Annotated in this window: 23 protein-coding genes and 1 riboswitch; of the genes, 11 read left to right on the top strand and 12 right to left on the bottom strand. The window is 64.7% G+C overall.

What is annotated here, in order from left to right; genetic code table 11:
- Nucleotides 1-13: 13 nt before the first annotated feature.
- Complete coding sequence (locus tag JJB99_RS06760) at nt 14-745, bottom strand: response regulator (RefSeq protein WP_200498037.1); 732 nt, start codon at nt 743-745, stop codon at nt 14-16.
- A complete protein-coding gene (locus JJB99_RS06765) occupies nt 742-1,284 on the bottom strand; it encodes a MarR family winged helix-turn-helix transcriptional regulator (protein WP_200498038.1) in 543 nt (180 codons plus the stop codon). Before JJB99_RS06765 ends, JJB99_RS06760 begins: the two co-directional genes overlap by 4 nt.
- A 338-nt stretch (nt 1,285-1,622) precedes the next feature.
- On the opposite strand from JJB99_RS06765, the gene JJB99_RS06770 reads away from it, so the two are divergent.
- From JJB99_RS06770 to JJB99_RS06785, 4 genes are all read left to right on the top strand, one after another.
- Nucleotides 1,623-2,705 carry a branched-chain amino acid aminotransferase gene (locus JJB99_RS06770; RefSeq protein WP_200498039.1) on the top strand — a complete coding sequence of 361 codons (1,083 nt, stop codon included), beginning with the start codon at nt 1,623-1,625 and terminating at the stop codon, nt 2,703-2,705.
- A gap of 218 nt (nt 2,706-2,923) precedes the next feature.
- On the top strand, nt 2,924-4,444 hold the full coding sequence (gene hisS, locus JJB99_RS06775) for a histidine--tRNA ligase (protein ID WP_200498040.1): 1,521 nt from the start codon (nt 2,924-2,926) through the stop codon (nt 4,442-4,444).
- A 100-nt stretch (nt 4,445-4,544) separates the two neighbouring features.
- Nucleotides 4,545-4,748, top strand: coding sequence for a tautomerase family protein (locus JJB99_RS06780; RefSeq protein WP_008144861.1), 204 nt, complete (start codon nt 4,545-4,547; stop codon nt 4,746-4,748).
- A gap of 133 nt (nt 4,749-4,881) precedes the next feature.
- A complete protein-coding gene (locus JJB99_RS06785; RefSeq protein WP_200498041.1) occupies nt 4,882-5,280 on the top strand; it encodes a thioesterase family protein in 399 nt (132 codons plus the stop codon).
- A 120-nt stretch (nt 5,281-5,400) separates the two neighbouring features.
- Here the strand turns inward: JJB99_RS06785 and proC are convergent, their stop codons facing one another.
- Together proC and JJB99_RS06795 are read right to left on the bottom strand one after the other, a co-directional pair.
- Complete coding sequence (gene proC, locus JJB99_RS06790; protein ID WP_246775155.1) at nt 5,401-6,228, bottom strand: pyrroline-5-carboxylate reductase; 828 nt, start codon at nt 6,226-6,228, stop codon at nt 5,401-5,403.
- Nucleotides 6,229-6,415: 187 nt separating this feature from the next.
- Entirely contained in the window at nt 6,416-6,916 is a 501-nt protein-coding gene (locus JJB99_RS06795; protein ID WP_200498043.1) for a YbjN domain-containing protein, read from the bottom strand.
- A gap of 414 nt (nt 6,917-7,330) precedes the next feature.
- A riboswitch (FMN riboswitch) is annotated at nt 7,331-7,489 on the top strand.
- Between the two features lie 76 nt (nt 7,490-7,565).
- Between JJB99_RS06795 and JJB99_RS06800 the strand changes: the two genes are divergently transcribed.
- On the top strand, nt 7,566-8,126 hold the full coding sequence (locus tag JJB99_RS06800) for a 6,7-dimethyl-8-ribityllumazine synthase (RefSeq protein WP_200498044.1): 561 nt from the start codon (nt 7,566-7,568) through the stop codon (nt 8,124-8,126).
- A gap of 59 nt (nt 8,127-8,185) precedes the next feature.
- Here JJB99_RS06800 and JJB99_RS06805 read toward each other — a convergent pair whose 3' ends face one another.
- Nucleotides 8,186-8,758, bottom strand: a complete 573-nt coding sequence (locus tag JJB99_RS06805; RefSeq protein WP_200498045.1) for a DUF1700 domain-containing protein — start codon at nt 8,756-8,758, stop codon at nt 8,186-8,188.
- On the bottom strand, nt 8,755-9,084 hold the full coding sequence (locus JJB99_RS06810; RefSeq protein WP_200498046.1) for a PadR family transcriptional regulator: 330 nt from the start codon (nt 9,082-9,084) through the stop codon (nt 8,755-8,757). The genes JJB99_RS06805 and JJB99_RS06810 overlap by 4 nt, the downstream gene beginning before the upstream one ends.
- Before the next feature lie 162 nt (nt 9,085-9,246).
- Here JJB99_RS06810 and JJB99_RS06815 point away from each other — a divergent pair, with 162 nt between their 5' ends.
- Nucleotides 9,247-10,269: a serine hydrolase domain-containing protein gene (locus tag JJB99_RS06815; protein WP_200498047.1), complete on the top strand. Its 1,023-nt coding sequence runs from the start codon at nt 9,247-9,249 to the stop codon at nt 10,267-10,269.
- Nucleotides 10,270-10,350: 81 nt separating this feature from the next.
- On the opposite strand, the gene JJB99_RS06820 is transcribed toward JJB99_RS06815, so the two are convergent.
- Entirely contained in the window at nt 10,351-11,304 is a 954-nt protein-coding gene (locus JJB99_RS06820) for a ribose-phosphate pyrophosphokinase (protein WP_200498048.1), read from the bottom strand.
- Between the two features lie 194 nt (nt 11,305-11,498).
- A complete protein-coding gene (locus JJB99_RS06825) occupies nt 11,499-12,137 on the bottom strand; it encodes a hypothetical protein (RefSeq protein WP_200498049.1) in 639 nt (212 codons plus the stop codon).
- 327 nt (nt 12,138-12,464) lie between these two features.
- Between JJB99_RS06825 and JJB99_RS06830 the strand changes: the two genes are divergently transcribed.
- A complete protein-coding gene (locus tag JJB99_RS06830) occupies nt 12,465-12,794 on the top strand; it encodes a hypothetical protein (protein ID WP_200498050.1) in 330 nt (109 codons plus the stop codon).
- Between the two features lie 3 nt (nt 12,795-12,797).
- On the opposite strand, the gene pgeF is transcribed toward JJB99_RS06830, so the two are convergent.
- The 4 genes from pgeF to JJB99_RS06850 are packed head-to-tail and all read right to left on the bottom strand — an operon-like array spanning nt 12,798 to nt 16,293.
- Complete coding sequence (pgeF, locus tag JJB99_RS06835; RefSeq protein WP_200498051.1) at nt 12,798-13,565, bottom strand: peptidoglycan editing factor PgeF; 768 nt, start codon at nt 13,563-13,565, stop codon at nt 12,798-12,800.
- A complete protein-coding gene (locus JJB99_RS06840; protein ID WP_200498052.1) occupies nt 13,562-14,680 on the bottom strand; it encodes a class I SAM-dependent methyltransferase in 1,119 nt (372 codons plus the stop codon). The genes pgeF and JJB99_RS06840 overlap by 4 nt, the downstream gene beginning before the upstream one ends.
- 21 nt (nt 14,681-14,701) lie before the next feature.
- A complete protein-coding gene (gene lgt, locus JJB99_RS06845; protein WP_200498053.1) occupies nt 14,702-15,547 on the bottom strand; it encodes a prolipoprotein diacylglyceryl transferase in 846 nt (281 codons plus the stop codon).
- Between the two features lie 14 nt (nt 15,548-15,561).
- A complete protein-coding gene (locus JJB99_RS06850; protein WP_200498054.1) occupies nt 15,562-16,293 on the bottom strand; it encodes a dienelactone hydrolase family protein in 732 nt (243 codons plus the stop codon).
- 171 nt (nt 16,294-16,464) lie between these two features.
- On the opposite strand from JJB99_RS06850, the gene JJB99_RS06855 reads away from it, so the two are divergent.
- The 4 genes from JJB99_RS06855 to ychF all read left to right on the top strand — a co-directional run bounded on the left by JJB99_RS06855 (nt 16,465) and on the right by ychF (nt 19,544).
- Nucleotides 16,465-16,725: an accessory factor UbiK family protein gene (locus JJB99_RS06855; RefSeq protein WP_200498055.1), complete on the top strand. Its 261-nt coding sequence runs from the start codon at nt 16,465-16,467 to the stop codon at nt 16,723-16,725.
- Nucleotides 16,726-17,051: 326 nt separating this feature from the next.
- Nucleotides 17,052-17,777 carry a 50S ribosomal protein L25/general stress protein Ctc gene (locus tag JJB99_RS06860; RefSeq protein WP_200498056.1) on the top strand — a complete coding sequence of 242 codons (726 nt, stop codon included), beginning with the start codon at nt 17,052-17,054 and terminating at the stop codon, nt 17,775-17,777.
- A gap of 58 nt (nt 17,778-17,835) precedes the next feature.
- A complete protein-coding gene (gene pth / locus JJB99_RS06865) occupies nt 17,836-18,441 on the top strand; it encodes an aminoacyl-tRNA hydrolase (RefSeq protein ID WP_200498057.1) in 606 nt (201 codons plus the stop codon).
- 5 nt (nt 18,442-18,446) lie between these two features.
- Complete coding sequence (gene ychF / locus JJB99_RS06870; RefSeq protein WP_200498058.1) at nt 18,447-19,544, top strand: redox-regulated ATPase YchF; 1,098 nt, start codon at nt 18,447-18,449, stop codon at nt 19,542-19,544.
- Nucleotides 19,545-19,631 lie beyond the last annotated feature (87 nt).

Here is a 19,631-nt window from a genome sequence, read left to right on the forward strand (position 1 = left end):
GCGCTTCACTACGTTATGGCGAGGCCACCAGGCGGTAGCCGATGCCGCGCACCGCCTGAAGGAACAGCGGATTGGCGGGGTCGGTCTCGATCTTGCGCCTGAGGCGGTTGATCTGCACGTCGACGGCGCGCTCGTTGACGCTGCCATTGCCGGTCAGCGCGCTGCGCGGCACGGTCTCGCCCGGCGTCTCCGAGAGAATCCGCAGCATCTCGCGCTCGCGGTCGGTGAGATGGATGACCTCCTCGCCCTGGCGCAGTTCACCGCGATCGAGATGATAGACGTAGGGACCAAACGCGATCTTCTCGACGGTCGTGGCTTGCGGCGGCGGCGCGGCGCGCTTGAGGATGTTGTTGATGCGCAGCGCAAGCTCGCGCGGCTCGAACGGCTTTGCGACGTAATCGTCGGCGCCGATTTGCAGGCCTTCGATGCGGCTTTCTGCTTCATGGCGCGCGGTCAGCATCACGATCGGCACCGATGAGGAGGTGCGGATGAAACGGGCGAGGTCGAAGCCGGTCTCGCCGGGCATCATGACGTCGAGGATCAGGAGATCGAAATGCAGGCTCATGAGCTTCGAGCGCGCGTCGCTGGCGCTGGCGGCAGTCGAGACGCGATAGCCTTCGGCCGCAAGGAAACGCGACAGCAGATCGCGGATGCGGCGGTCGTCATCGACGAGAAGAAGATGCGGGGCGTCGTCGGCCGGTTGCGCCGGCGGGCGGGCGAGCGTGGCAGCGAGCGGCACGGTCACTCCTTGCTGTCTTGATTGACGGAAGCGAAGATCGTCTCGAGCACCTTGTCCGGATCGTCGCGGTCGATCATCGCGCGCAGGAAGCGCTTGACCGTCTCGGCGTCCTGCGGCGCCAGCTCGGCTAGCGCCCTGGTGATCCGCGTGGTCTGGAGCCCCGCGAGCTTCTGCACCAGCGCCTCGCCCTTCGGCGTCGCATAGAGCAGGCGCTGGCGGCGGTCATTGTCGCCGGTCTTCTGCACGATATAGCCCTCGTCCAGCAGCTGCTTGAGCACGCGGCCGAGCGATTGCTTAGTAATGCGCAGGACGTCGAGCAGGTCGGCGACTTTGAGGCCGGGATAACGGTAGACGAAATGCATGACCCTGTGGTGGGCCCGACCGAAGCCGAACGCCTCCAGCTCCTGGTCGGGATCGCCGACGAAATCGCGATAGGCGAAGAACAGCAGCTCGATGATATCCCAGCGCAAATTGCCTCCATCGCCTGCCGCCGGCCGGGGCGCGGCAGCATCTTGAGAGGGAGTCGCGAAATTTATGTCAGGCATATTGACGTATCTTAGGTTCAATGTTACAAAACGATCGACCCGAACGAAATTTTAGATCGTTTCGCATCGGGTGCATCGAAGCAGGGCGGCCGGAGTAAGCCGGACAGGCGGCGACGGCCGAAGCAGATCTACCGTGCGATTGTCGAGCGGCATTTCGGCAAAACATACTGGACTTCCGCCTTCCGCAAAAGCATGTCCTCCAAAGACATGCTGGCCACGGAAACCGGCCGTAACAAGGCTGGCGTCGGTCCGGCCACAAACCTAATCAAGCCAGCCGGGCCCGAACAGGGCGGGACGGCGCCAAGACGGCGCCGCCACCGGCAGCGGGAGGCAAGGACATGAGCATGACATTCGATATCCAGCCCGCATCCAATCCGACGCCAGAGAAGGACCGCGTCGCTAAGCTGGTGGATCCCGGCTTCGGGCGGGTCTTCACCGATCACATGGCGATCGTCCGCTACAACCAGGCCAAGGGCGGCTGGTACGAGGCGAAGATCGAGGCGCGCGCCAATTTCCAGCTCGATCCGGCCGGCGCGGTTCTGCACTACGCCCAGGAAATCTTCGAAGGTCTCAAGGCCTACAAGCGTGACGACGGCGGGGTGAACCTGTTCCGCCCCGATGCCAATGCGCGCCGCTTCAAGGACTCCGCCGATCGCATGGCGATGGCGCAGCTGCCCGAGGACGTCTTCATCGAGGCGGTCGAGCAGGTCGTGCGCATCGACCGCGCCTGGATGCCGGGCGGCGAGGGCAGCCTTTACCTGCGCCCCTTCATGATCGCCAGCGAGACCTTCCTCGGCGTCAAGCCGTCGTCGGAATACATTTTCGCGGTAATCGCCTCGCCGGTGGGCTCCTATTTCAAGGGCGGGCCTGCGCCGGTGTCGATCTGGGTTTCAGAGAATTACACGCGGGCCGCGGTCGGCGGCACCGGCGCCGTCAAATGCGGCGGCAATTATGCTGCGAGCCTGCGCGCCCAGGCCGAGGCGATCCAGCACGGCTGCGATCAGGTCGTGTTCCTTGACGCGCTCGAGCGCCGCTACATCGAGGAGCTCGGCGGCATGAACGTGTTCTTCGTGTTCGACGATGGCTCGCTGTCGACGCCGCCGCTCGGCACCATCCTGCCCGGCATCACCCGCGACTCCATCATCGCGCTTGCCCGCGATGCCGGCAAGACGGTGCGCGAGGAGCCGTATTCGCTCGACCAGTGGCGCAAGGATGCCGCCTCCGGCCGACTGAAGGAAGCGTTTGCCTGCGGCACCGCCGCGGTGATCTCGCCGATCGGCAAGGTGCGCTCGGTGAGCGGCGATTTCGAGATCTCGGGCGGCGCCGCCGGCCCCGTCGCCATGGGCCTGCGCAAGCAGCTCGTCGACATCCAGTACGGCCGCACCAACGATCCGCACAACTGGATCCGGAAGGTGTTTTGAGAGGCCGTTGTGTAAGCTGCGCAGGCTCTCTCGCTCCCTCGCCCCGCTCTTGCGGGGAGAGGGTCGGGTGAGGGGCTGTCACCGCGAATTCGAGCGATATGAGTTCGCGGAGAGTCCCCCTCACCCGGTCGCTTCGCGACCGACCTCTCCCCGCAGGCGGGGCGAGGTGAAGAACACACCCCGGTTGCCGCCTTGCGCGTCCGCTGGTAAACGCCCGCATGGCCGAAAAACCCAAAAAACCCCAGAAACTGAAGGCGCGGCTGCCGCGCGGGCTGGAGGATCGCGATCCCGCCGCGATCCGGGCGACGCGCGAGATGGTCGAGAAGATCCGCGCCGTCTACGAGCTCTACGGCTTCGAGCCTGTGGAGACGCCGGCGATGGAATACACCGACGCGCTCGGAAAATTCCTGCCCGACCAGGACCGTCCGAACGAGGGCGTGTTCTCGTTCCAGGACGACGACGAGCAGTGGATCAGCTTGCGCTATGATCTGACCGCGCCGCTCGCGCGCTATGTCGGCGAGCGCTATGGCACCGACGCTTTGGTCCTGCCCTATCGCAGCTACCGCGTCGGTTACGTCTTCCGCAACGAAAAGCCCGGCCCCGGCCGCTTCCGCCAGTTCATGCAGTTCGATGCCGACACGGTCGGCTCGGCAACGCCGGCGGCGGATGCCGAGATCTGCATGATGGCTGCTGATACGATGGAGGCGCTGGGCATCGCGCGCGGCTCTTATGTCGTGAAGGTCAACAATCGCAAAGTGCTCGACGGCGTCCTGGAAGCCATCGGGCTCGGTGGTGATGACAACGCGGGCCGCCGACTGACCGTGCTGCGCGCGATCGACAAGCTCGACAAGTTTTCCGCCGACGAAGTTCGCAAGCTGCTCGGTCCCGGACGATGGGATGGCGGCGAAGAAGGCAGGGGCGACTTCACCAAAGGCGCCAAGCTGAGCGATGCTGAAGCTGACGTCGTTCTCGCCATCACCAAGCCGCGTGACGATTGGAAAGAGGCGATCGCCGCGGCAGAAACCTATCTCGCCAAGAGCGAAATCGGTCAGGCCGGCGTAAGCGAGCTGGAAGAGATTGCAAAGCTGGTGACGGCGTCGGGTTATGGTGCGGACCGCATCAAGATCGATCCCTCCGTCGTGCGCGGTCTCGAATATTACACCGGCCCGGTCTACGAGGTCGAACTCCTGCTCGAGACCAAGGACGAGAAGGGGCGCCCGGTGCGGTTCGGCTCGGTCGGCGGCGGCGGACGTTACGACGGCCTCGTCTCGCGCTTCCGCGGTGAGCCGGTGCCGGCGACCGGTTTCTCGATCGGCGTCTCGCGGCTGCAGGCGGCGCTGACGCTGCTCGGCAAGCTCGACACGCGGCCCGAGTTCGGACCCGTCGTCGTCACCGTATTCGACCGCGACCGTGTCGCCGAGTACCAGAAGATGGTGGCGAGCTTGCGCACCGCTGGCATCCGCGCCGAGCTCTATCTCGGCAATCCCAAGAATATGGGCAACCAGCTCAAATATGCCAACCGCCGCAACTCACCTTGCGTGATCATCCAGGGCTCGGACGAAAAGGCGCGCGGCGAGGTGCAGGTCAAGGATCTGATCGAGGGCGCGAAGGCGGCGGCCGCGATCGCCTCCAACCAGGAATGGCGCGAGAGCCGCCCGGCGCAGTTCTCGTGCAGCGAAGCGGATCTCGTCGTGAAGGTGCACGAGGTTCTGGCGCGCCATGACGTAAAGTGGGGATAGCCATTCCGGCAGGCCGTTATGCCCGGGCTTGTCCCGGGCATCCACGTCTTGTTTGATGGCGATCGTCAATGGCCGGTGTCCGGCCGCAAGGGAGAGAAAAATGCCTGAGATCACCGTCAGCATGGCCGAGGGCCGCACCGACGAGCAAAAGGCCGGTATGATGCGCGACATCACCCAGGCGCTGGTGAAGAATCTCGGCGTCGACGCCGATGCCGTCGTCATCCAGATTAACGAAGCCCCGCTCCGCCACAAGATGAAGGGCGGCAAGACCTTTGTGGAGCGCGCGGCGGCCGCGAAGAAGTGACGCGTTAGCGTCATTCCGGGGCGGCCCGCGAGGGCCGAACCCGGAATCTCGATCGACAATCTCTGGATTCTCGGGTGTGCAACCGCGCACCATAGTTCGCGCTTCGCGCGCCCTGGAATGACGAGCAAGCACCATGGACGCACGCGACTTCATCAAGGTCGGCATGAGCGCCGAGCGCACGCTGGTGGTCCCGGTGGAGCGCACCGTCGGGCATTTCGTGCCCGGCATGCCTTTTGTCTATGCGACGCCGATGATGATCCTGGAGATGGAGATGACGGCGGGCGATGCGATCCGCGCCGCGCTTCAGCCGGGCTGGGTCACCGTCGGCACCGAAGTCGACATTCGACATCTTGCGGCAGCTTTGGTCGGCGCGACGGTGCGGACCACCGCGAAAGTGGTCGCGGTCGAGCGCCGCGTCATCCGCTTCGAGGTCGAGGCGTTCGAGGGCACGCGCAAGCTCGGCGAGGGCCACCACGCGCGTGGGCTCGTCAACGTCGAGATGTTCAACAAGCGGCTGGCGGCGAAATCGTAGGGTGGGTTAGCCGCGCGGCTGCGCGGAAGCGTAGTCCGCTCGGCGTAACCCACCAACTTTGTTCCGCGGTCGCTGAAGCATGGTGGGTTACGCTGCGCTAACCCACCCTACGGCAACTCGTTACTTCGCCAGGTCCTTCGACCGCTGCGTCGCCGCCGCGATGGCGCGGATCATCAACTCCCGCAGGCCGGGCTCGCCCATCAGCACGCCGAGCGCCGCGGCCGTGGTGCCGCCGGGCGAGGTGACATTCTGGCGCAGCGTTGCGGAGGGAAGGTCCGTTTGGTGCAGCAGCTCGCCGGAGCCGGCGACGGTCTCACGCGCGAGCCTGGTCGCGAGCGCTTCGGGCAATCCGGCTTCGACGCCGGCCCGCGCGAGCTCCTCGGCGAGCAGGAACACATAGGCCGGGCCCGAGCCGGAGACAGCGGTCACTGCGTCCATCAGGCCTTCATCGTCGACCCATTCGACCGCGCCGGTGGCGCGCAGCAAGGCGTCCGCCACCGCGCGCTGCGTGGTGCTGACATTGTTCGTTGCGACCGCCACGGTGATGCCGCGGCCGATCGCAGCAGGCGTGTTCGGCATCGCCCGCACCACGGCGCCGCCGATGACCTCCTCGAGCGCAGCGATCGTGGTTCCCGCCATGATCGAGACCACCGAGGTCTTGTCCGAGACGAACGATTTCAACTTGGCGCCGGCCTCGCGAAACATCTGCGGCTTCACCGCGACGACCATCGTCTCGACAAAGCCTGCCGCCGTGACGTCGGGATTGAGCGCGACGCCTCTTGCGGCAAGCGCGGTGATCTCGGGCGAGAGATGCGGATCGACCACCGCGACGCGGCGCGGATCGAGCCCGCCCGCCAGCCATCCGGTCAGCATCGCGCCGCCCATCTTGCCGGCGCCGGCGAGCAGGATGGTGCCGGAGATGTTTTTGAGAGTGCTGTTGTCTGCCACTGTGGTCACCACCAATACCGTTGTCGTCCCTGCGAACGCAGGGACCCATAACCACAGGCCGTTCTATTGGATCGAGAGCCGAGCAACAAGCATCGCGCGCTACGGTGAAATCACGCGGTATGGGTCCCGGATCGGCGCTTCGCTTCGCTGCGCTTATCCGGGACGACAGCAGAGAGAAAGGCGAGCCTTACGCCTCTCCGACCGTGTCGAACATCGCGGCATCCATGGCCTGCGCCGTGGTCTTGCCGGCCCACACCACGAACTGGAATGCCGGGAAGTACCGTTCGCAGGCGTGGATGGCGCCGGCGAGCATCGCCTCGCATTGCGCGGTGGAGGCGGTGAGCCCGCCCGGCAGCACCAGCGCCTGGCGATGCATGATCATGCCGGTGGTGGTCCAGAGGTCGAAATGGCCGACCCACAATTGCTCGTTGACGGCGGCGACGAGCCGCTGCACCTCGGCCAGCCGCGGCACCGGAATCTTCATGTCGAACGCGCAGGCCAGATGCAGCGCCTCGATCTCGCCCATCCAGGTGAAGGAGAGCTGGTAGTCGGTCCATTGTCCCTTGGAGACAATGGTGAGTTCGTCTTCGCCGGAGCGTTCGAACGGCCAGTTGTTGCTGGCCGCGATATCTTCGACCACCGCGAGCGGATGGCTTCTGGAATCGATAGTGCCTTCGAGCAGGGACATGCCGTCTCGACCTCTTGCCTTTTTGTTGTCTTTGATACGCACGCCGCCGGCCCGGCACGCTCCCTCAACGTCGCTATCGCGATTCCCCTCGGAGTCGCTGTCGCAATCCCCTCGGATCAGCGCGGGCCTGTCGCGGATCAAGTGATGTGATTTGCGGAATCTGCGCAACTGGCTGCCGAGTCCGTCCACAAGCGAGGACTCCTTCGTCCACAGCTGATCTCGGCCACAATCGTTAACGAATGAGAACAAACCGGAATCGGATTTCGCCGATGCCGGGCCAACCCGTAATTCCGCCGCGCGGGGACTGGACCTCCAAGCCGGCATGGGACCATGCGGTTTTTCCATGCGGAACACGCTTGCTGCGGCCGCCGGCTGGCGTCATATTTCCACCCAGGTCGCTCAATCCCGAGCGGCCGATGTTCTCAGGGCGGGGTGAAAGTCCCCACCGGCGGTAAGGACCGAAAGGTCCAAGCCCGCGAGCGCCTTCCGTGAGGGTTACCCCGAAGGGAAGGGTCAGCAGATTCGGTGCAACTCCGAAGCCGACGGTTAAAGTCCGGATGAAAGAGAACGGTCGGTGGCAGACGCATCGCAAGGTGCGGCTGCTTGTCGTTCCGTGTGCCCTGATTCTGGTCCTTAACTGAGGAAAGCCATGAATCAGATGTTACAAGATACCCAAGCCGAAACGTCCGAAATCATCCAAGCGCCGGTTCCGCAGGACCCGGCGCCCGAGCATCCGCGCTTTGCAAAGCCGCAGCGGGTGGCCTTCGTGCAGGCCTGCTGGCATCGCGACGTGGTCGCGGAAGCCCGCATCGCCTTCATGAAGGAGGCCGAAGCGCGCCACCTCACCCATGTCGACGTGTTTGAGGTGCCGGGTTCGTTCGAGATCCCGCTGCACGCGCAAGTCCTCGCCAAGACGCGGCGCTACACCGCGATCGTCGCGGCCGGGCTCGTCGTCGACGGTGGCATCTATCGCCACGAATTCGTCGCCGACACCGTGATCAAGGCGCTGATGGACGTGCAGCTGCGCACCGAGGTGCCGGTGTTCTCGGCGGTGCTGACGCCGCAGCAATTCCACGAGACCGAAGTGCACTACGATTTCTTCCGCAAGCACTTTGCCATCAAGGGCGCCGAAGTCGCGGCCGCCTGCGCCGAGACATTGCACGGCCTCGAGCGCCTGCGCGGCCAGGTCGCGGCGGGGATCGTAGGATAGCCACAACGAGGTTGTTCCGGGGGTGGCGGTCACGCCGCCCCGGACGTCCATGCATCGCCTTACGCGACCGGCTGTTCCGGCTTGAGCAGCCGATAATGCAGCCGCGCATAAGTGCCGAGCCATCGGACAGCGGCATTGAGTCCAAGCGCCAGGAGCGCACCGAAGCCTGCGCCCGTGGTCACCAGTGCGATGCCGGCGAGCCCGCGCAAGATCAGATTGACGACGTGTCCGTCGCCAAAATGCTTGTAGACGCTGAGCAGCAATCCGATGCCGACGATTCCCAGCACGCACATCACGAAAGCGATCACGAGCAGGATGAGCAAGACCGCGAGCAGCAACGGCAGCAGCAGGACGATGTCGACCACGGCAAGGCCGCTCAGCGCAAACAGCGCGGCCGTCGAGTTGCGGAAGGAGTGATGGTTCTCCCACCGCCGCAATCCCGTCTCGGCGCGCAGCTCGCGCGCCAGCCGCCTGGGGTCGCCGAGCGCGGCGGCGACCTCTCGTTCCGATCGTCCTGAGGCGCGGGCCTCTTCGAAATGGGCGGCATAGTCGGAGAGGATGTCGTCGACCTCGGCCGAGGGCAGTCCCGCGAGTCCGTCGGCGAGGATGTGAAGGAAATCGTCGCGGGTCATCTGGCGTCTCCGAGGAGGCGGTCGACTGCGTCGGCAAAACTTCGCCAATCGCGCTTCTGCGAGGTAAAGGCGGCACGGCCGGCGGTCGTCAGCCGGTAGTATTTGCGCGGCGGGCCGCTGCTGGATTCCTCGAGGCGGGTGTCCACCAGGCCGTCATCCTGCATGCGCCGCATCAGCGGATAGATCGTGCCTTCACCCATGCCGACGCCGGCCGACAACGTGCTCGCAATCTCATAGGCATAGCTCTCGCCGCGCGCGAGCAGAGCGAGCACGCAGAGCTCCAGCGCGCCCTTCTTGAGCTGAACCTGATTCGTCGAGTCGGCCATTTCCTCCTTGACTACACAGCTTTCGAGGGAGCTTATATAGCAAGGTACCATGCATTGCAAGGTATCTGTGAATACCTCGTTTCGGAGCAATTGGCTATGGCTTCTCTCAACCGTCGTCATCTGCTGGCTTGTCTTGGCGCTAGCATCGTTCTTCCACGGGCTATGTCAGCGAGTGCCGCATCATCGGATGCGGCGGAGCGCCTCGCAGGGCTCGAGCAGGCCGGAAAGTTGCTCGGTCTGCATGCGTTGTTGGTCAACCAGGGCGGCAAGCTCGCGTTTGAGCATTACGGGCAAGGCGCGGACGAGCGCCTGGGCGCTCCCCTCGGCGATGTCGTCTTTGGTCCCGACGTGCTGCACGATCTGCGCTCTGTCTCGAAGAGCGTCGTCGGCCTCGCCTATGGCGTTGCGCTCGCGGAAGGCAAGGTGCCGCCGCCGGATGCAAAGCTCTACGCGCAGTTTCCGGAATATGCCGATCTCGCCGCGCAGCCCGGCCGTGACAAGCTCACGATCCATCATCTGCTCTCCATGACGCTCGGCTTCGAATGGGACGAGCTCACCATCGTTTACGGTGATCCACGCAATGGCGAGACGGCGATGGAAGCCGCGCCCGATCGCTATCGCTTCATTCTCGAACGTCCGATTCTCAGCGAGCCCGGCGTGAAATGGACCTATTGCGGCGGCGCCACCGCGCTGCTTGGCCGGCTCATTGCAAGGGGCACCGGCGAAGCTCTGCCGGCCTATTGCCGGCGGGTGCTGTTCGATCCCATGGGCTTCGGTTCGTCCGACTGGAGCGTTGGCCGCGACGGCGAGCCGCGCGCAGCGTCAGGGGCGCGTCTCTTACCGCGCGATCTCGTCAAGATCGGTCAGCTCATGCTGGCGGGAGGCAACTGGAACGGAAAGTCGATCGTGTCGGCCGATTGGGTGGAGCGCGTGACCAGGCCGGTCGTGCCGATCAGCTTCGGCCGTCACTATGGCTATCACTGGTACATGGGCGATTTCGCCACCGCGCACCCATTGCACTGGTTCGGCGGAGTCGGCTGGGGCGGCCAGTATCTGTTCGTGATCCCCGCGCGCGATCTCGTCGTAGTGATCCACTGCGGAAACTATCAGCGGTCGGGCCAGGAGCAGACCGCGGTGATGCTCGCGCTGATGAGGGATGTGGTGTTGCCGGGCTTTGCGGCGTGAGGTGACCTTGGCATCGCCAATATAAAAAGGTGGGCACGGCGCGCTTCGCCTCTGCCCACCCATGGAACTGCGAAAATTAACTTAGTCGAACAGGCTCGACACCGACTCTTCCGCCGCGGTGCGCGCGATGGCGTCGGAGATCAGGCTGCCGATCGGCAGCGTGCGGATGTTCGGTGCCCTGGTCACGGCCTCGGTCGGCAGGATCGAGTCGGTGATCACCAGCTCCTTCAGCTTCGAGCCGGCGATGCGGGCGGCAGCGCCGCCGGAGAGCACGCCGTGGGTGATGTAGGCGTAGACGTCCTTGGCGCCCTTGGCGAGCAGCGCGTCGGCCGCGTTCACCAGCGTGCCGCCGGAATCGACGATGTCGTCGACCAGGATACAGCTGTAGCCGGAGACGTCGCCGATCACGTTCATGACCTCGGATTCACCCGGACGCTCGCGGCGCTTGTCGACGATCGCGAGCGGGGTGTTGATGCGCTTGGCAAGGCCGCGGGCGCGGGCCACGCCGCCGACGTCGGGCGATACCACCATGACCTTGCTGAGGTCGAAACGTTCGCGAATGTCGCGCACCATCAGGGGGGCGGCGAACAAATTGTCGGTCGGGATGTCGAAGAAGCCCTGGATCTGGCCGGCATGCAGGTCGAGCGTCATGACGCGGTCCACGCCGGCATGGGTGATCAGATTGGCGACGAGCTTGGCCGAGATCGGCGTGCGCGAGCCGGAGCGGCGGTCCTGCCGAGCATAGCCGAAATACGGGATCACTGCGGTGATGCGGCGCGCCGAGGAGCGGCGCAACGCGTCGGTGATGATCAAGAGCTCCATCAGATTGTCGTTCGCCGGAAACGAGGTCGACTGGATGATGAAGGCATCCGAGCCGCGGATGTTCTCCTGGACCTCGACGAAGATCTCCATGTCGGCGAAGCGCCGTACCACCGCCTTGGTCAGCGGCATGTCGAGGCCCTGGGCGATGGCCTGGGCGAGAGCCGGATTGGAGTTGCCGGCGACAAGCTTGATGGAGCCGTTCTTGGCCGACATGGACGCTTCCTCCCGCGCTTTGCTGGATACGACGTTCAACATCAGAGAATACCCACTGGCAGCACGGTTACGACGGGCGAGGAAATATCAGGCGAGAGGCCGCAATGGCAACCCGGGATGCTACGTTTTCCCTTCGAAAATCCTGAGTCGGGCCAACGGCTTGGCAGCAAGTTGGGGCCGTGGTTTAGCGGGGGTTATTGCTCGGCATAGCCAAGCGCCGAGGCCGGCACGTCCGGCGCCGGAGCTGCCGGAATAGCGCTCGCCACCGCCGGTCCGCGCAGGCCGGGAACCGCGCCGGGCGCATCCGGCGTTCCGTTGATCATATTGGAAAGTCCGCTGAATCCGGCCTGGGCGATCTTCCGCAGCACCAGATCGTCAGCCGCTTGCCAAGGATCGCGCGTCGCATCGCGACCGCCCTTGGCGGAGGTCGGTTCCTCGCCGGAGAGGCGCAACGCCCGCTGCTGGTTGGCGTCGTAGACGTCCCAGACCCAGGCGATCACGGTCTTGCCGCGCACCACCTGGGCGGAGAGGTAGCTGCGCACCCGGTAGGCGGCCGAGCCCTCGCGGGAGACCACGGACAGGCTGCGCAGCTTGGACTCGCTTTCGAGCACGCCGACCATGCGGTCGAACACCTGCGGCGGCGGTCCATCAATTGATTCGAAGGCGACGGTCGCCCCCGACCCGCCGCTCGGCGCCATCGCATAGGAGTTGGCGGCGCTGCCGCCGCTGCCGGCGCAGCCGCCAAGCAGGCATGCGACCACAACCGATGCGGCCGCAATGATCGCGCGCACGATTGTCCCGGTTTGGAGCAGGCGGATTGACGCTTCCCTCATTGCGCCTTGCGATATCGTTAAAATCGCTTAACGTCTAGGGCGGGCGGGCCACAGGGCTTAATTGATAGAGTCAGTGACAAGGGGGCAGTCGGTGAGGGGGGCTGCATTCGGCGTAATCGTTGCGTGCCTTGTTGCGTGGCCGGCCGCTGCCGAAGAGAGTGCGGCCGACGTCATTCGTTGATTCGGACTTCTCGGCGCGTGGTCGGTCGATTGTCAAAAGGATCCAAGGAGAGCCTGCGATCAGGACTCTTGCGGCGCTCGATTGACTTATATTGTCCGTCGTCCGGTCCGCCGACCATCAACCTCACGAACCGAACGTACGGGCAGATGAGGACATTCATCAGCACGATCTATTCGGCGACACGCATTGCCGAGGACAAGATCAAATTCCTATCAGTTCAAGATCCCCCACCCAGTCTGCCCGTCGTGTGGTGGCGTCAGCCTGGTGAAGTATGGGAGATCGTTCTCCTCAAGGTTGGCGACAAATATCGAACTTTTTCTGCGCACCGAGAGGACGGAAAGAAGTTTGACGTCGAGGAAGGTTTTTACGTCCGCCCTCCGCCGCCACCTCCGCCAGCCAAGTCCTACGATAAGATGCCAACAGAATGGCACCGTACGACACAGCAAACGCCGCTGTTCGAAAAGTGCAGCGACTGAGGCCTAGTCTTCCAGCGCAATCGCGTGAATGTGGCGGCCGTAGTCCGGCTCGTTGCGATGCACCGAGCGGCGGTAGCTGAAGAAGCGCTCGTCGGCGTAGGTGTCGAGACCGAGATCGTCGATCATCAAAATGCCGGCGGCTTCCAGCCGCTTGCGGATGAAGCCGGCGAGATCGAACATTGCGTGTCTCTCACGCACCGACGGGATGAAGAACATCGCGTTGTCCGCGTCCGCTTCGATGAAGCGCGCGACGAACTCGTTGCCGACCTCGTAGCTGTCCTGCCGGATCAACGGGCCGATCGCGGCGATGATGCCGCTGCGCGTCGCGCCGAGCTTTTCCATCGCAACAATCGTGGACTCCAGCACGCCGGTCAGCGCACCCTTCCAGCCGGCATGGGCGCCGCCGATCACACCCGCGTTCGGGTCGACGAACAGCACCGGCCCGCAATCGGCGGTGGAGACGCCGAGCGCGATGCCGGGTGTCTTTGTCACCAGCGCATCGCCCTTCGGGCGAGGCCCGCTCGGCCATGGCGCCTCCGCCACGAGCACGTCGGGCGAATGGATCTGGTGCAGGCTGATGAAATGCTCCGGCGCAACGCCGACATGCTCGGCCATGCGGCGGCGATTCTCCGCGACAAGGGCCTGATCGTCGTTGGAGCCGAGCCCGCCGTTCAGCGCCGCATAAATGCCGCTGGAGACGCCGCCTTCGCGGGTGAAGAAGGCGTGGCGCAGGCCGGGCACCGCCGAGAGCAGCGACGAAGTGAGCGTCATTGATGGCCTCCGGCGTGTTCGAGGTCGCTGAGGCCGGCAAGGCCGGTCAATCGCGGCTCGGAGATGCCGAGCACCTTGAACATCGATCCCATGCCGTCGCGCCCTGTATCGGTCAGCCGCTTGAGCGCCACGGAAATGTCGGTGGCGACCTCCGGCGTCGCCTTCTGCATCAAGGCGGCGGCGCGGGTGTCGATGCCGACGCGCTTGAGGAAATCGCCCTGCGTTACCGGACCGTGCACGCGCGCGCCGACGTCTTCTGCCGCCCGCGCCAGCGCCTGGAAATCGACATGGGCGGTGAGGTCGGCCTGGCCCGGCGCCTTCAGGGGATCGGTGAAGCTGTGGCGTGCGATGGCCTGGAAGGTGTCGCCGGCATCGCTGCGCAAATGGCCGTAGTCGATGATCAGCGCCGCACCGTCCTGGTCGCGCACGCGGGTGGCGAGCTTCATGATCTCGGCGTCGGGCCGCCATTCGAACACCGCGCCGACCGGCGCGGCGCGCACCAGCGGCGGCAGCAGCACGTCGAAACGCGGCGTCGGCTCGGCCGCCGCGCCGAATTGAAGCCTGCCGTTGGAATCGAGCTCGATGACGCGCTCGTGCCAGCCGTTCTCGTGGCGAACCATCTGGTGGATCGGCAGCACGTCGAAATATTCGTTGGCGAGGATGATGCCGGGGCCTTCCGGCACCTCGTCGATGCTGTCGTGCCAGGCGATGTTGCGCACGCCTTGCAGCGTCGCATTCTGCCGTTCGCGCAGGACCGGATTGACCTCGACCATGTGGACGTGAAGCGCCTGGTAGAGCGGCGGCAGCACGCGCAGCGCGCGCAGCGCATCTGCCATCATGGTGCCGCGGCCGGGACCGAGCTCGATCAGCCGCAGGAATTGCGGCGAGCCCATCTGCTTCCATACCGATGCGGTCCACAGGCCGAGCAGCTCGCCGAACATCTGGCTGACCTCGGGCGCGGTGGTGAAGTCGCCTTCACGGCCCAAAGGATCGCGCGAGACGTAATAGCCGTAGCGCGGATGCATCAGGCACAGTTCCATGTACCGCCACACCGGCATGGGCCCTGAGGACTTGATCAGCGCCTTGATCTCGTCGAGGAGCGGCTGGTCGGTCACGGCGTGCCTTCTCGAAATGAATTAACGAACGGCCTCAATCGGCTTCGGCGCACCGCGCCGCACTGCCCATACAATAAGTATGCCCCCGACAATAAGCATCGGAATGGACAACAGCATGCCCATGGTTAACCCGCCCCAGAGAAAGCCGAGCTGAACGTCCGGCTCGCGGAAATGCTCGCCGGCGATCCGGGTCAGACCATAGATCAAAATGAAGGCGCCGAGGATCATGCCAGGCCGCTTCAAGGCGCCGAAGCGGATCATGATGGCGAGCACGGTGAACAGCAGGATGCCCTCCATGCCGGCCTCATAGAGCTGGCTCGGATGGCGCGGCAGCTGGGTGGGATCGTTGGGGAAGATCATCGCCCAGGGCAGGCTCGGGTCGGTGGCGCGGCCCCACAATTCGCCATTGATGAAATTGGCGATGCGCCCGAGCAGCAGCCCGACCGGCGCGACCGCGGTGGTGATGTCGCCCAGCGAGAGAATCGAGATGCGGTTCCGGTAGGCGAACCACATCACCGCGACGACGCAACCGAGGAAGCCGCCATGGAACGACATGCCGCCCTCCCACAACCGGAAGATCGCGGCGGGATGCTCCATGAAGAAGGGCAGATTGTAGAACAGCACATAGCCGGTGCGGCCGCCGAGGATGATGCCGAGCGTGACCCACAGGATGAAGTCGTCGATCTGAACCTGCGAGATCGGCGCGGGTCCGCCCCACAGCCGCTGGTTCTTCAGCAGCGAGCGCGCATAGAGCCAGCCGAACACGATGCCGCAGATATAGGCCAGCGCATACCAGCGGATCGCGAACGGACCGATCTCGATCGCGATCGGCTTGAAGGCGGGAAAGTCGATGAGCAGAAAGGGCATCACGCCTTCTATGTCTAGACGAGGTTGCGGCGATAGAGCGCCAGCAGCCGCTCCCAATGCCGCTCGGCGGCGTCGCGGTTGTAGACCGGACGCTTGGGAAAGGCGAAACCGTGATGCGTGCCAGGATAGATCTCGACCTCGGCATTGGCGCCGCTCATGCCCTCTTTGACCTTCTCGACAATCTCCGGCGGCGCGTAGACATCGGTCTCGGCGCAGGCGAAATAGAGCTCCGCCTTGGTCTTGCCTGCCGCCAGATGCGGGCTGTCGCCCTGCTCCGTCGCGAGCTGCACACCGTAGATCGAGGCGGCGGCCTTGACGCTTTCAGGGAAATGCGTGGCGGCATTGATGGCGTAGCGGCCACTCATGCAATAGCCGACGGCGCCGACGATTTTGCTGTTCGCGGCGGTCTGGCCCTCGGCATAGGCGAGCAGCGCGCTTGTGTCGTCCATGATCATGGGAATCGTGAGCGAGCCCATCAGCGCGAACATGCGCTTGCGCTCCGGCGCGTTCGGGTCAGTCGGCAGCGCGCCGAACTCCATCACGCCGGAGCGGTAATAGAGGTTCGGCAGCATCACGTAGTAGCCCGAAGTCGCGAGCCGGCGCGCCATGTCGCGCAGCTCCTCGCGGATCGCCGGCGCGTCCATGTAGAACAGGATGACCGGGAACGGCCCGCCGCGCTCGGGATGAACGATGAAGGTCGCGGTGTGGCCGTCCTTGGTGGGAATTGCGATCTGCTGCTCGATCATGTCTTGCGTTCCGCTTTTGTGATTCTTGTTATGCAGGGACGTTGAATACGATTGCAAGGAAACCGGGGCATGACAAGGATAGCGCCGCCCGGCTCTTGAACCATTTCGCTCGGATTGCCATTGTCTTTCGAGCATTCGCGCAAAGTTTATCGACGGCACCAGGAGACCGACATGACCCAGACCAGCAACCGGTTTTTCGACGAGATCGGCCGCCTGATGAACGACGCCGCCGGTGCCGCCCAGGGCGTCAAGCGCGAGTTCGATACGGTGATGCGCACCCAGGCTGAAAAATTCCTGCGCGACATGGACCTCGTCAAGCGCGAGGAGTTCGAGGCGGTCAAGGACATGGCCCGCCTGGCGCGTGAGGAGAACGAGGCCCTGAAGGCGCGGATTGCGGCGCTGGAGGCCAGGCTGGGCGGGACGTCCACGTAACGCCGCGCTCCTTCTTACCCTCCCCTGGAGGGGGAGGGTCGGCGCGCAGCGCCGGGGTGGGGTGATCTCTCCACTCGGGCACCACCTGATTGGAGAGACTGTCACCCCACCCCGCTGCGCATTCCGCTTCGCTGCATCGCATCGACCCTCCCCCTCCAGGGGAGGGTGGAACCCGGGCCGCCAGCCCATTCTCCTTGTCATTTCCGCATCTTCCGGGTAAAAGCCCGCCACGTCCGCGGCCCCCGCACCCCTGGAGGCTTGCTGCGGACGATGCCATGGGCCGCGCTGCGGCCCATTAACTTTTGCAAAAACAAGGACTTAACGACATGGCGACGACCGTCAAGGAATTGAAGGCGACCGCACGTCCGAAGAGCGGCAAGGGGGCCGCCCGGGCTGAGCGTCGCGCCGGCAGAGTGCCCGGAGTGATCTATGGTGACAACCAGCCCCCGCTGACGATCTCGATTGCAGATCGTGAACTGCGCCAGCGCATTCTCGCCGGCCGGTTCCTGACCACGCTGGTCGATATCGACCTCGAGGGCAAGAAGCACCGCGTGATTCCGCGCGACTATCACCTCGATCCGGTCAAGGACTTCCCGATCCATGTCGACTTCATGCGGTTAGGGGAAGGCGCCACCATCCGCATCAGCGTTCCCTTGCATGTGGTGAAGGCGGAATCTTCCCCGGGCGTGAAGCGCGGCGGCACCGTCAACATCGTCGCCCACGCCATCGAGCTCGAATGCGGTGTCGAGAGCATTCCGCAGTACATCGAGGCCGACGTCGGCTCGCTGGAAATCGGTCACTCGCTGCATCTGTCGGACGTCAAGCTGCCGGCCGGCGTCAAGGCGCTGACCCGCGAGGACGCGACCCTCGTCACCATCGTGCCGCCGTCCGGCTACGCCGAAGAGCAGAAGGCCGCGGCTGCGGCTGCTGCTGGTGGCGCGGCTCCGGTTGCTGGCGCTGCTGCTCCGGCGGCAGGTGCTGCTGCTCCGACTGCAGGTGCTGCTCCGGCGGCTGCTGCCAAGGCTCCCGCCGGCGGCGACAAGAAGAAGTAATCTCTCAAAGCTGGCGCGCGGTCTCTAGCCGCGCGCCGAGCGAGGGGCGCGCCGCGTCATGCGACTCTTTGTTGGGCTCGGCAATCCCGGCGCGAAATACGCACGTAACCGGCACAATATCGGCTTCATGGCCGTCGACGAGATCGCGCGGCGTCATGGTTTCGCACCATGGCGCCGTCGTTTTCAGGGCGAGACCTCGGAAGGCACGCTCGGCACCGAGCGCGTGATCCTGCTCAAGCCCATGACCTACATGAACGAGTCCGGCCGCAGCGTTCAGGAGGCGGCAGGCTTCTTCAAGATCGCGCCGGGCGACGTCACCGTGTTTCACGACGAACTCGAACTGCCGCCGGGCAAGGTGCGGGTGAAGATCGGAGGCGGCATCGCCGGCCACAACGGCCTGCGCTCGATCTCGGCGCATATCGGAAACGACTACCGCCGTGTCAGGCTCGGCATCGGTCATCCCGGCGTCAAGGAGCTGGTGCACGGCCACGTGCTGTCGGACTTCGCCAAGGCCGACAACGACTGGGTGGTGACGCTCTGCGACGCCGTCGCCGAGCACGCCGCACTGATCGCTGAGGGCACGGACGCGACCTTTGCCAACAGGGTGCATCTCGCCATGCAGGCGAAGGGATTTTTGACCAAGGACGACAACGGCAAGGAATAACGCTCGTGGGATTCAAATGCGGGATCGTCGGATTGCCCAATGTCGGCAAGTCGACCTTGTTCAACGCGCTGACCGAGACGGCGGCGGCGCAGGCCGCGAACTATCCGTTCTGCACCATCGAGCCGAATGTCGGCGAGGTGGCCGTGCCCGATCCGCGGCTCGATAAGCTGGCGGCGATCGCCAAATCCGCGCAGATCATCCCGACCCGGCTCACCTTCGTCGACATCGCCGGCCTCGTGCGCGGCGCCTCCAAGGGCGAAGGCCTCGGCAACCAGTTTCTCGCCAACATCCGCGAGGTCGACGCCATCGCGCACGTCGTGCGCTGCTTTGAAGATTCCGACATCACCCATGTCGAAGGCAAGATCGCCCCGCTCGCCGACATCGAGACCATCGAGACCGAGCTGATGCTCGCCGATCTCGACAGCCTCGAAAAGCGCGTCGACAACCTCACCAAGAAGGCCAAGGGCAACGACAAGGACGCCAAGGAGCAGCTCGACCTCGTCAATCGCACGCTGGTGCTGCTGCGCGAGGGCAAGCCCGCGCGCCTCGTCGCGCGCAAGGCGGAGGAGGAGCGGGCCTTCGGCATGCTCGGCCTGCTGTCGTCCAAGCCCGTGCTCTATGTCTGCAACGTCGAGGAAGGCTCGGCCGCGACAGGCAATTCGTTCTCCCAGGCGGTGCAGGAGCAGGCCGCCAAGGAAGGCGCCGTCGCCGTCGTCATTTCCGCCAAGATCGAATCCGAGATCGCCACCATCTCGCGCGAGGAGCGCGCCGACTTCCTGGAGACGCTGGGTCTGGAAGAAGCCGGCCTCGATCGCCTGATCCGCGCCGGCTACACGCTGCTCGACCTCATCACCTATTTCACGGTGGGCCCGAAGGAAGCACGCGCCTGGACCATCTATCGCGGCACCAAGGCGCCGGGCGCCGCCGGTGTGATCCACACCGATTTCGAGAAGGGTTTTATCCGCGCCGAGACCATCGCCTATGACGACTATGTCGCGCTCGGCGGCGAAGCCGGCGCCCGCGATGCCGGCAAGCTGCGGCTCGAAGGCAAGGAGTACATCGTCGCCGACGGCGACGTGATGCATTTTAGGTTTAACACGTAGCGCGGATTCGTGCCCCGGACGCAGCGCAGCGCTGTTGCGGTGCGCTGCAGAGCCGGGGCCCAGGAATCTCGATTGCAGAAGCAATGG

It is taken from the genome of Bradyrhizobium diazoefficiens (genome assembly GCF_016616235.1).
Taxonomy (GTDB): domain Bacteria; phylum Pseudomonadota; class Alphaproteobacteria; order Rhizobiales; family Xanthobacteraceae; genus Bradyrhizobium; species Bradyrhizobium diazoefficiens_H.

Excerpts from the sequence above, each read along its gene's own strand:
- JJB99_RS06800 (WP_200498044.1), top strand. The coding sequence starts at position 7,566 with ATGAATCAGATGTTACAAGATACCCAAGCCGAAACGTCCGAAATCATC.
- JJB99_RS06860 (WP_200498056.1), top strand. The coding sequence starts at position 17,052 with ATGGCGACGACCGTCAAGGAATTGAAGGCGACCGCACGTCCGAAGAGC.
- JJB99_RS06765 (WP_200498038.1), bottom strand. The coding sequence starts at position 1,284 with ATGCCTGACATAAATTTCGCGACTCCCTCTCAAGATGCTGCCGCGCCC.
- JJB99_RS06830 (WP_200498050.1), top strand. The coding sequence starts at position 12,465 with ATGAGGACATTCATCAGCACGATCTATTCGGCGACACGCATTGCCGAG.
- JJB99_RS06780 (WP_008144861.1), top strand. The coding sequence starts at position 4,545 with ATGCCTGAGATCACCGTCAGCATGGCCGAGGGCCGCACCGACGAGCAA.
- JJB99_RS06855 (WP_200498055.1), top strand. The coding sequence starts at position 16,465 with ATGACCCAGACCAGCAACCGGTTTTTCGACGAGATCGGCCGCCTGATG.
- JJB99_RS06805 (WP_200498045.1), bottom strand. The coding sequence starts at position 8,758 with ATGACCCGCGACGATTTCCTTCACATCCTCGCCGACGGACTCGCGGGA.
- JJB99_RS06825 (WP_200498049.1), bottom strand. The coding sequence starts at position 12,137 with ATGAGGGAAGCGTCAATCCGCCTGCTCCAAACCGGGACAATCGTGCGC.
- JJB99_RS06850 (WP_200498054.1), bottom strand. The coding sequence starts at position 16,293 with ATGATCGAGCAGCAGATCGCAATTCCCACCAAGGACGGCCACACCGCG.
- JJB99_RS06820 (WP_200498048.1), bottom strand. The coding sequence starts at position 11,304 with ATGTCGGCCAAGAACGGCTCCATCAAGCTTGTCGCCGGCAACTCCAAT.
- JJB99_RS06810 (WP_200498046.1), bottom strand. The coding sequence starts at position 9,084 with ATGGCCGACTCGACGAATCAGGTTCAGCTCAAGAAGGGCGCGCTGGAG.
- hisS (WP_200498040.1), top strand. The coding sequence starts at position 2,924 with ATGGCCGAAAAACCCAAAAAACCCCAGAAACTGAAGGCGCGGCTGCCG.
- JJB99_RS06815 (WP_200498047.1), top strand. The coding sequence starts at position 9,247 with ATGTCAGCGAGTGCCGCATCATCGGATGCGGCGGAGCGCCTCGCAGGG.
- lgt (WP_200498053.1), bottom strand. The coding sequence starts at position 15,547 with ATGCCCTTTCTGCTCATCGACTTTCCCGCCTTCAAGCCGATCGCGATC.
- pgeF (WP_200498051.1), bottom strand. The coding sequence starts at position 13,565 with ATGACGCTCACTTCGTCGCTGCTCTCGGCGGTGCCCGGCCTGCGCCAC.
- pth (WP_200498057.1), top strand. The coding sequence starts at position 17,836 with ATGCGACTCTTTGTTGGGCTCGGCAATCCCGGCGCGAAATACGCACGT.
- JJB99_RS06785 (WP_200498041.1), top strand. The coding sequence starts at position 4,882 with ATGGACGCACGCGACTTCATCAAGGTCGGCATGAGCGCCGAGCGCACG.
- JJB99_RS06795 (WP_200498043.1), bottom strand. The coding sequence starts at position 6,916 with ATGTCCCTGCTCGAAGGCACTATCGATTCCAGAAGCCATCCGCTCGCG.
- JJB99_RS06770 (WP_200498039.1), top strand. The coding sequence starts at position 1,623 with ATGAGCATGACATTCGATATCCAGCCCGCATCCAATCCGACGCCAGAG.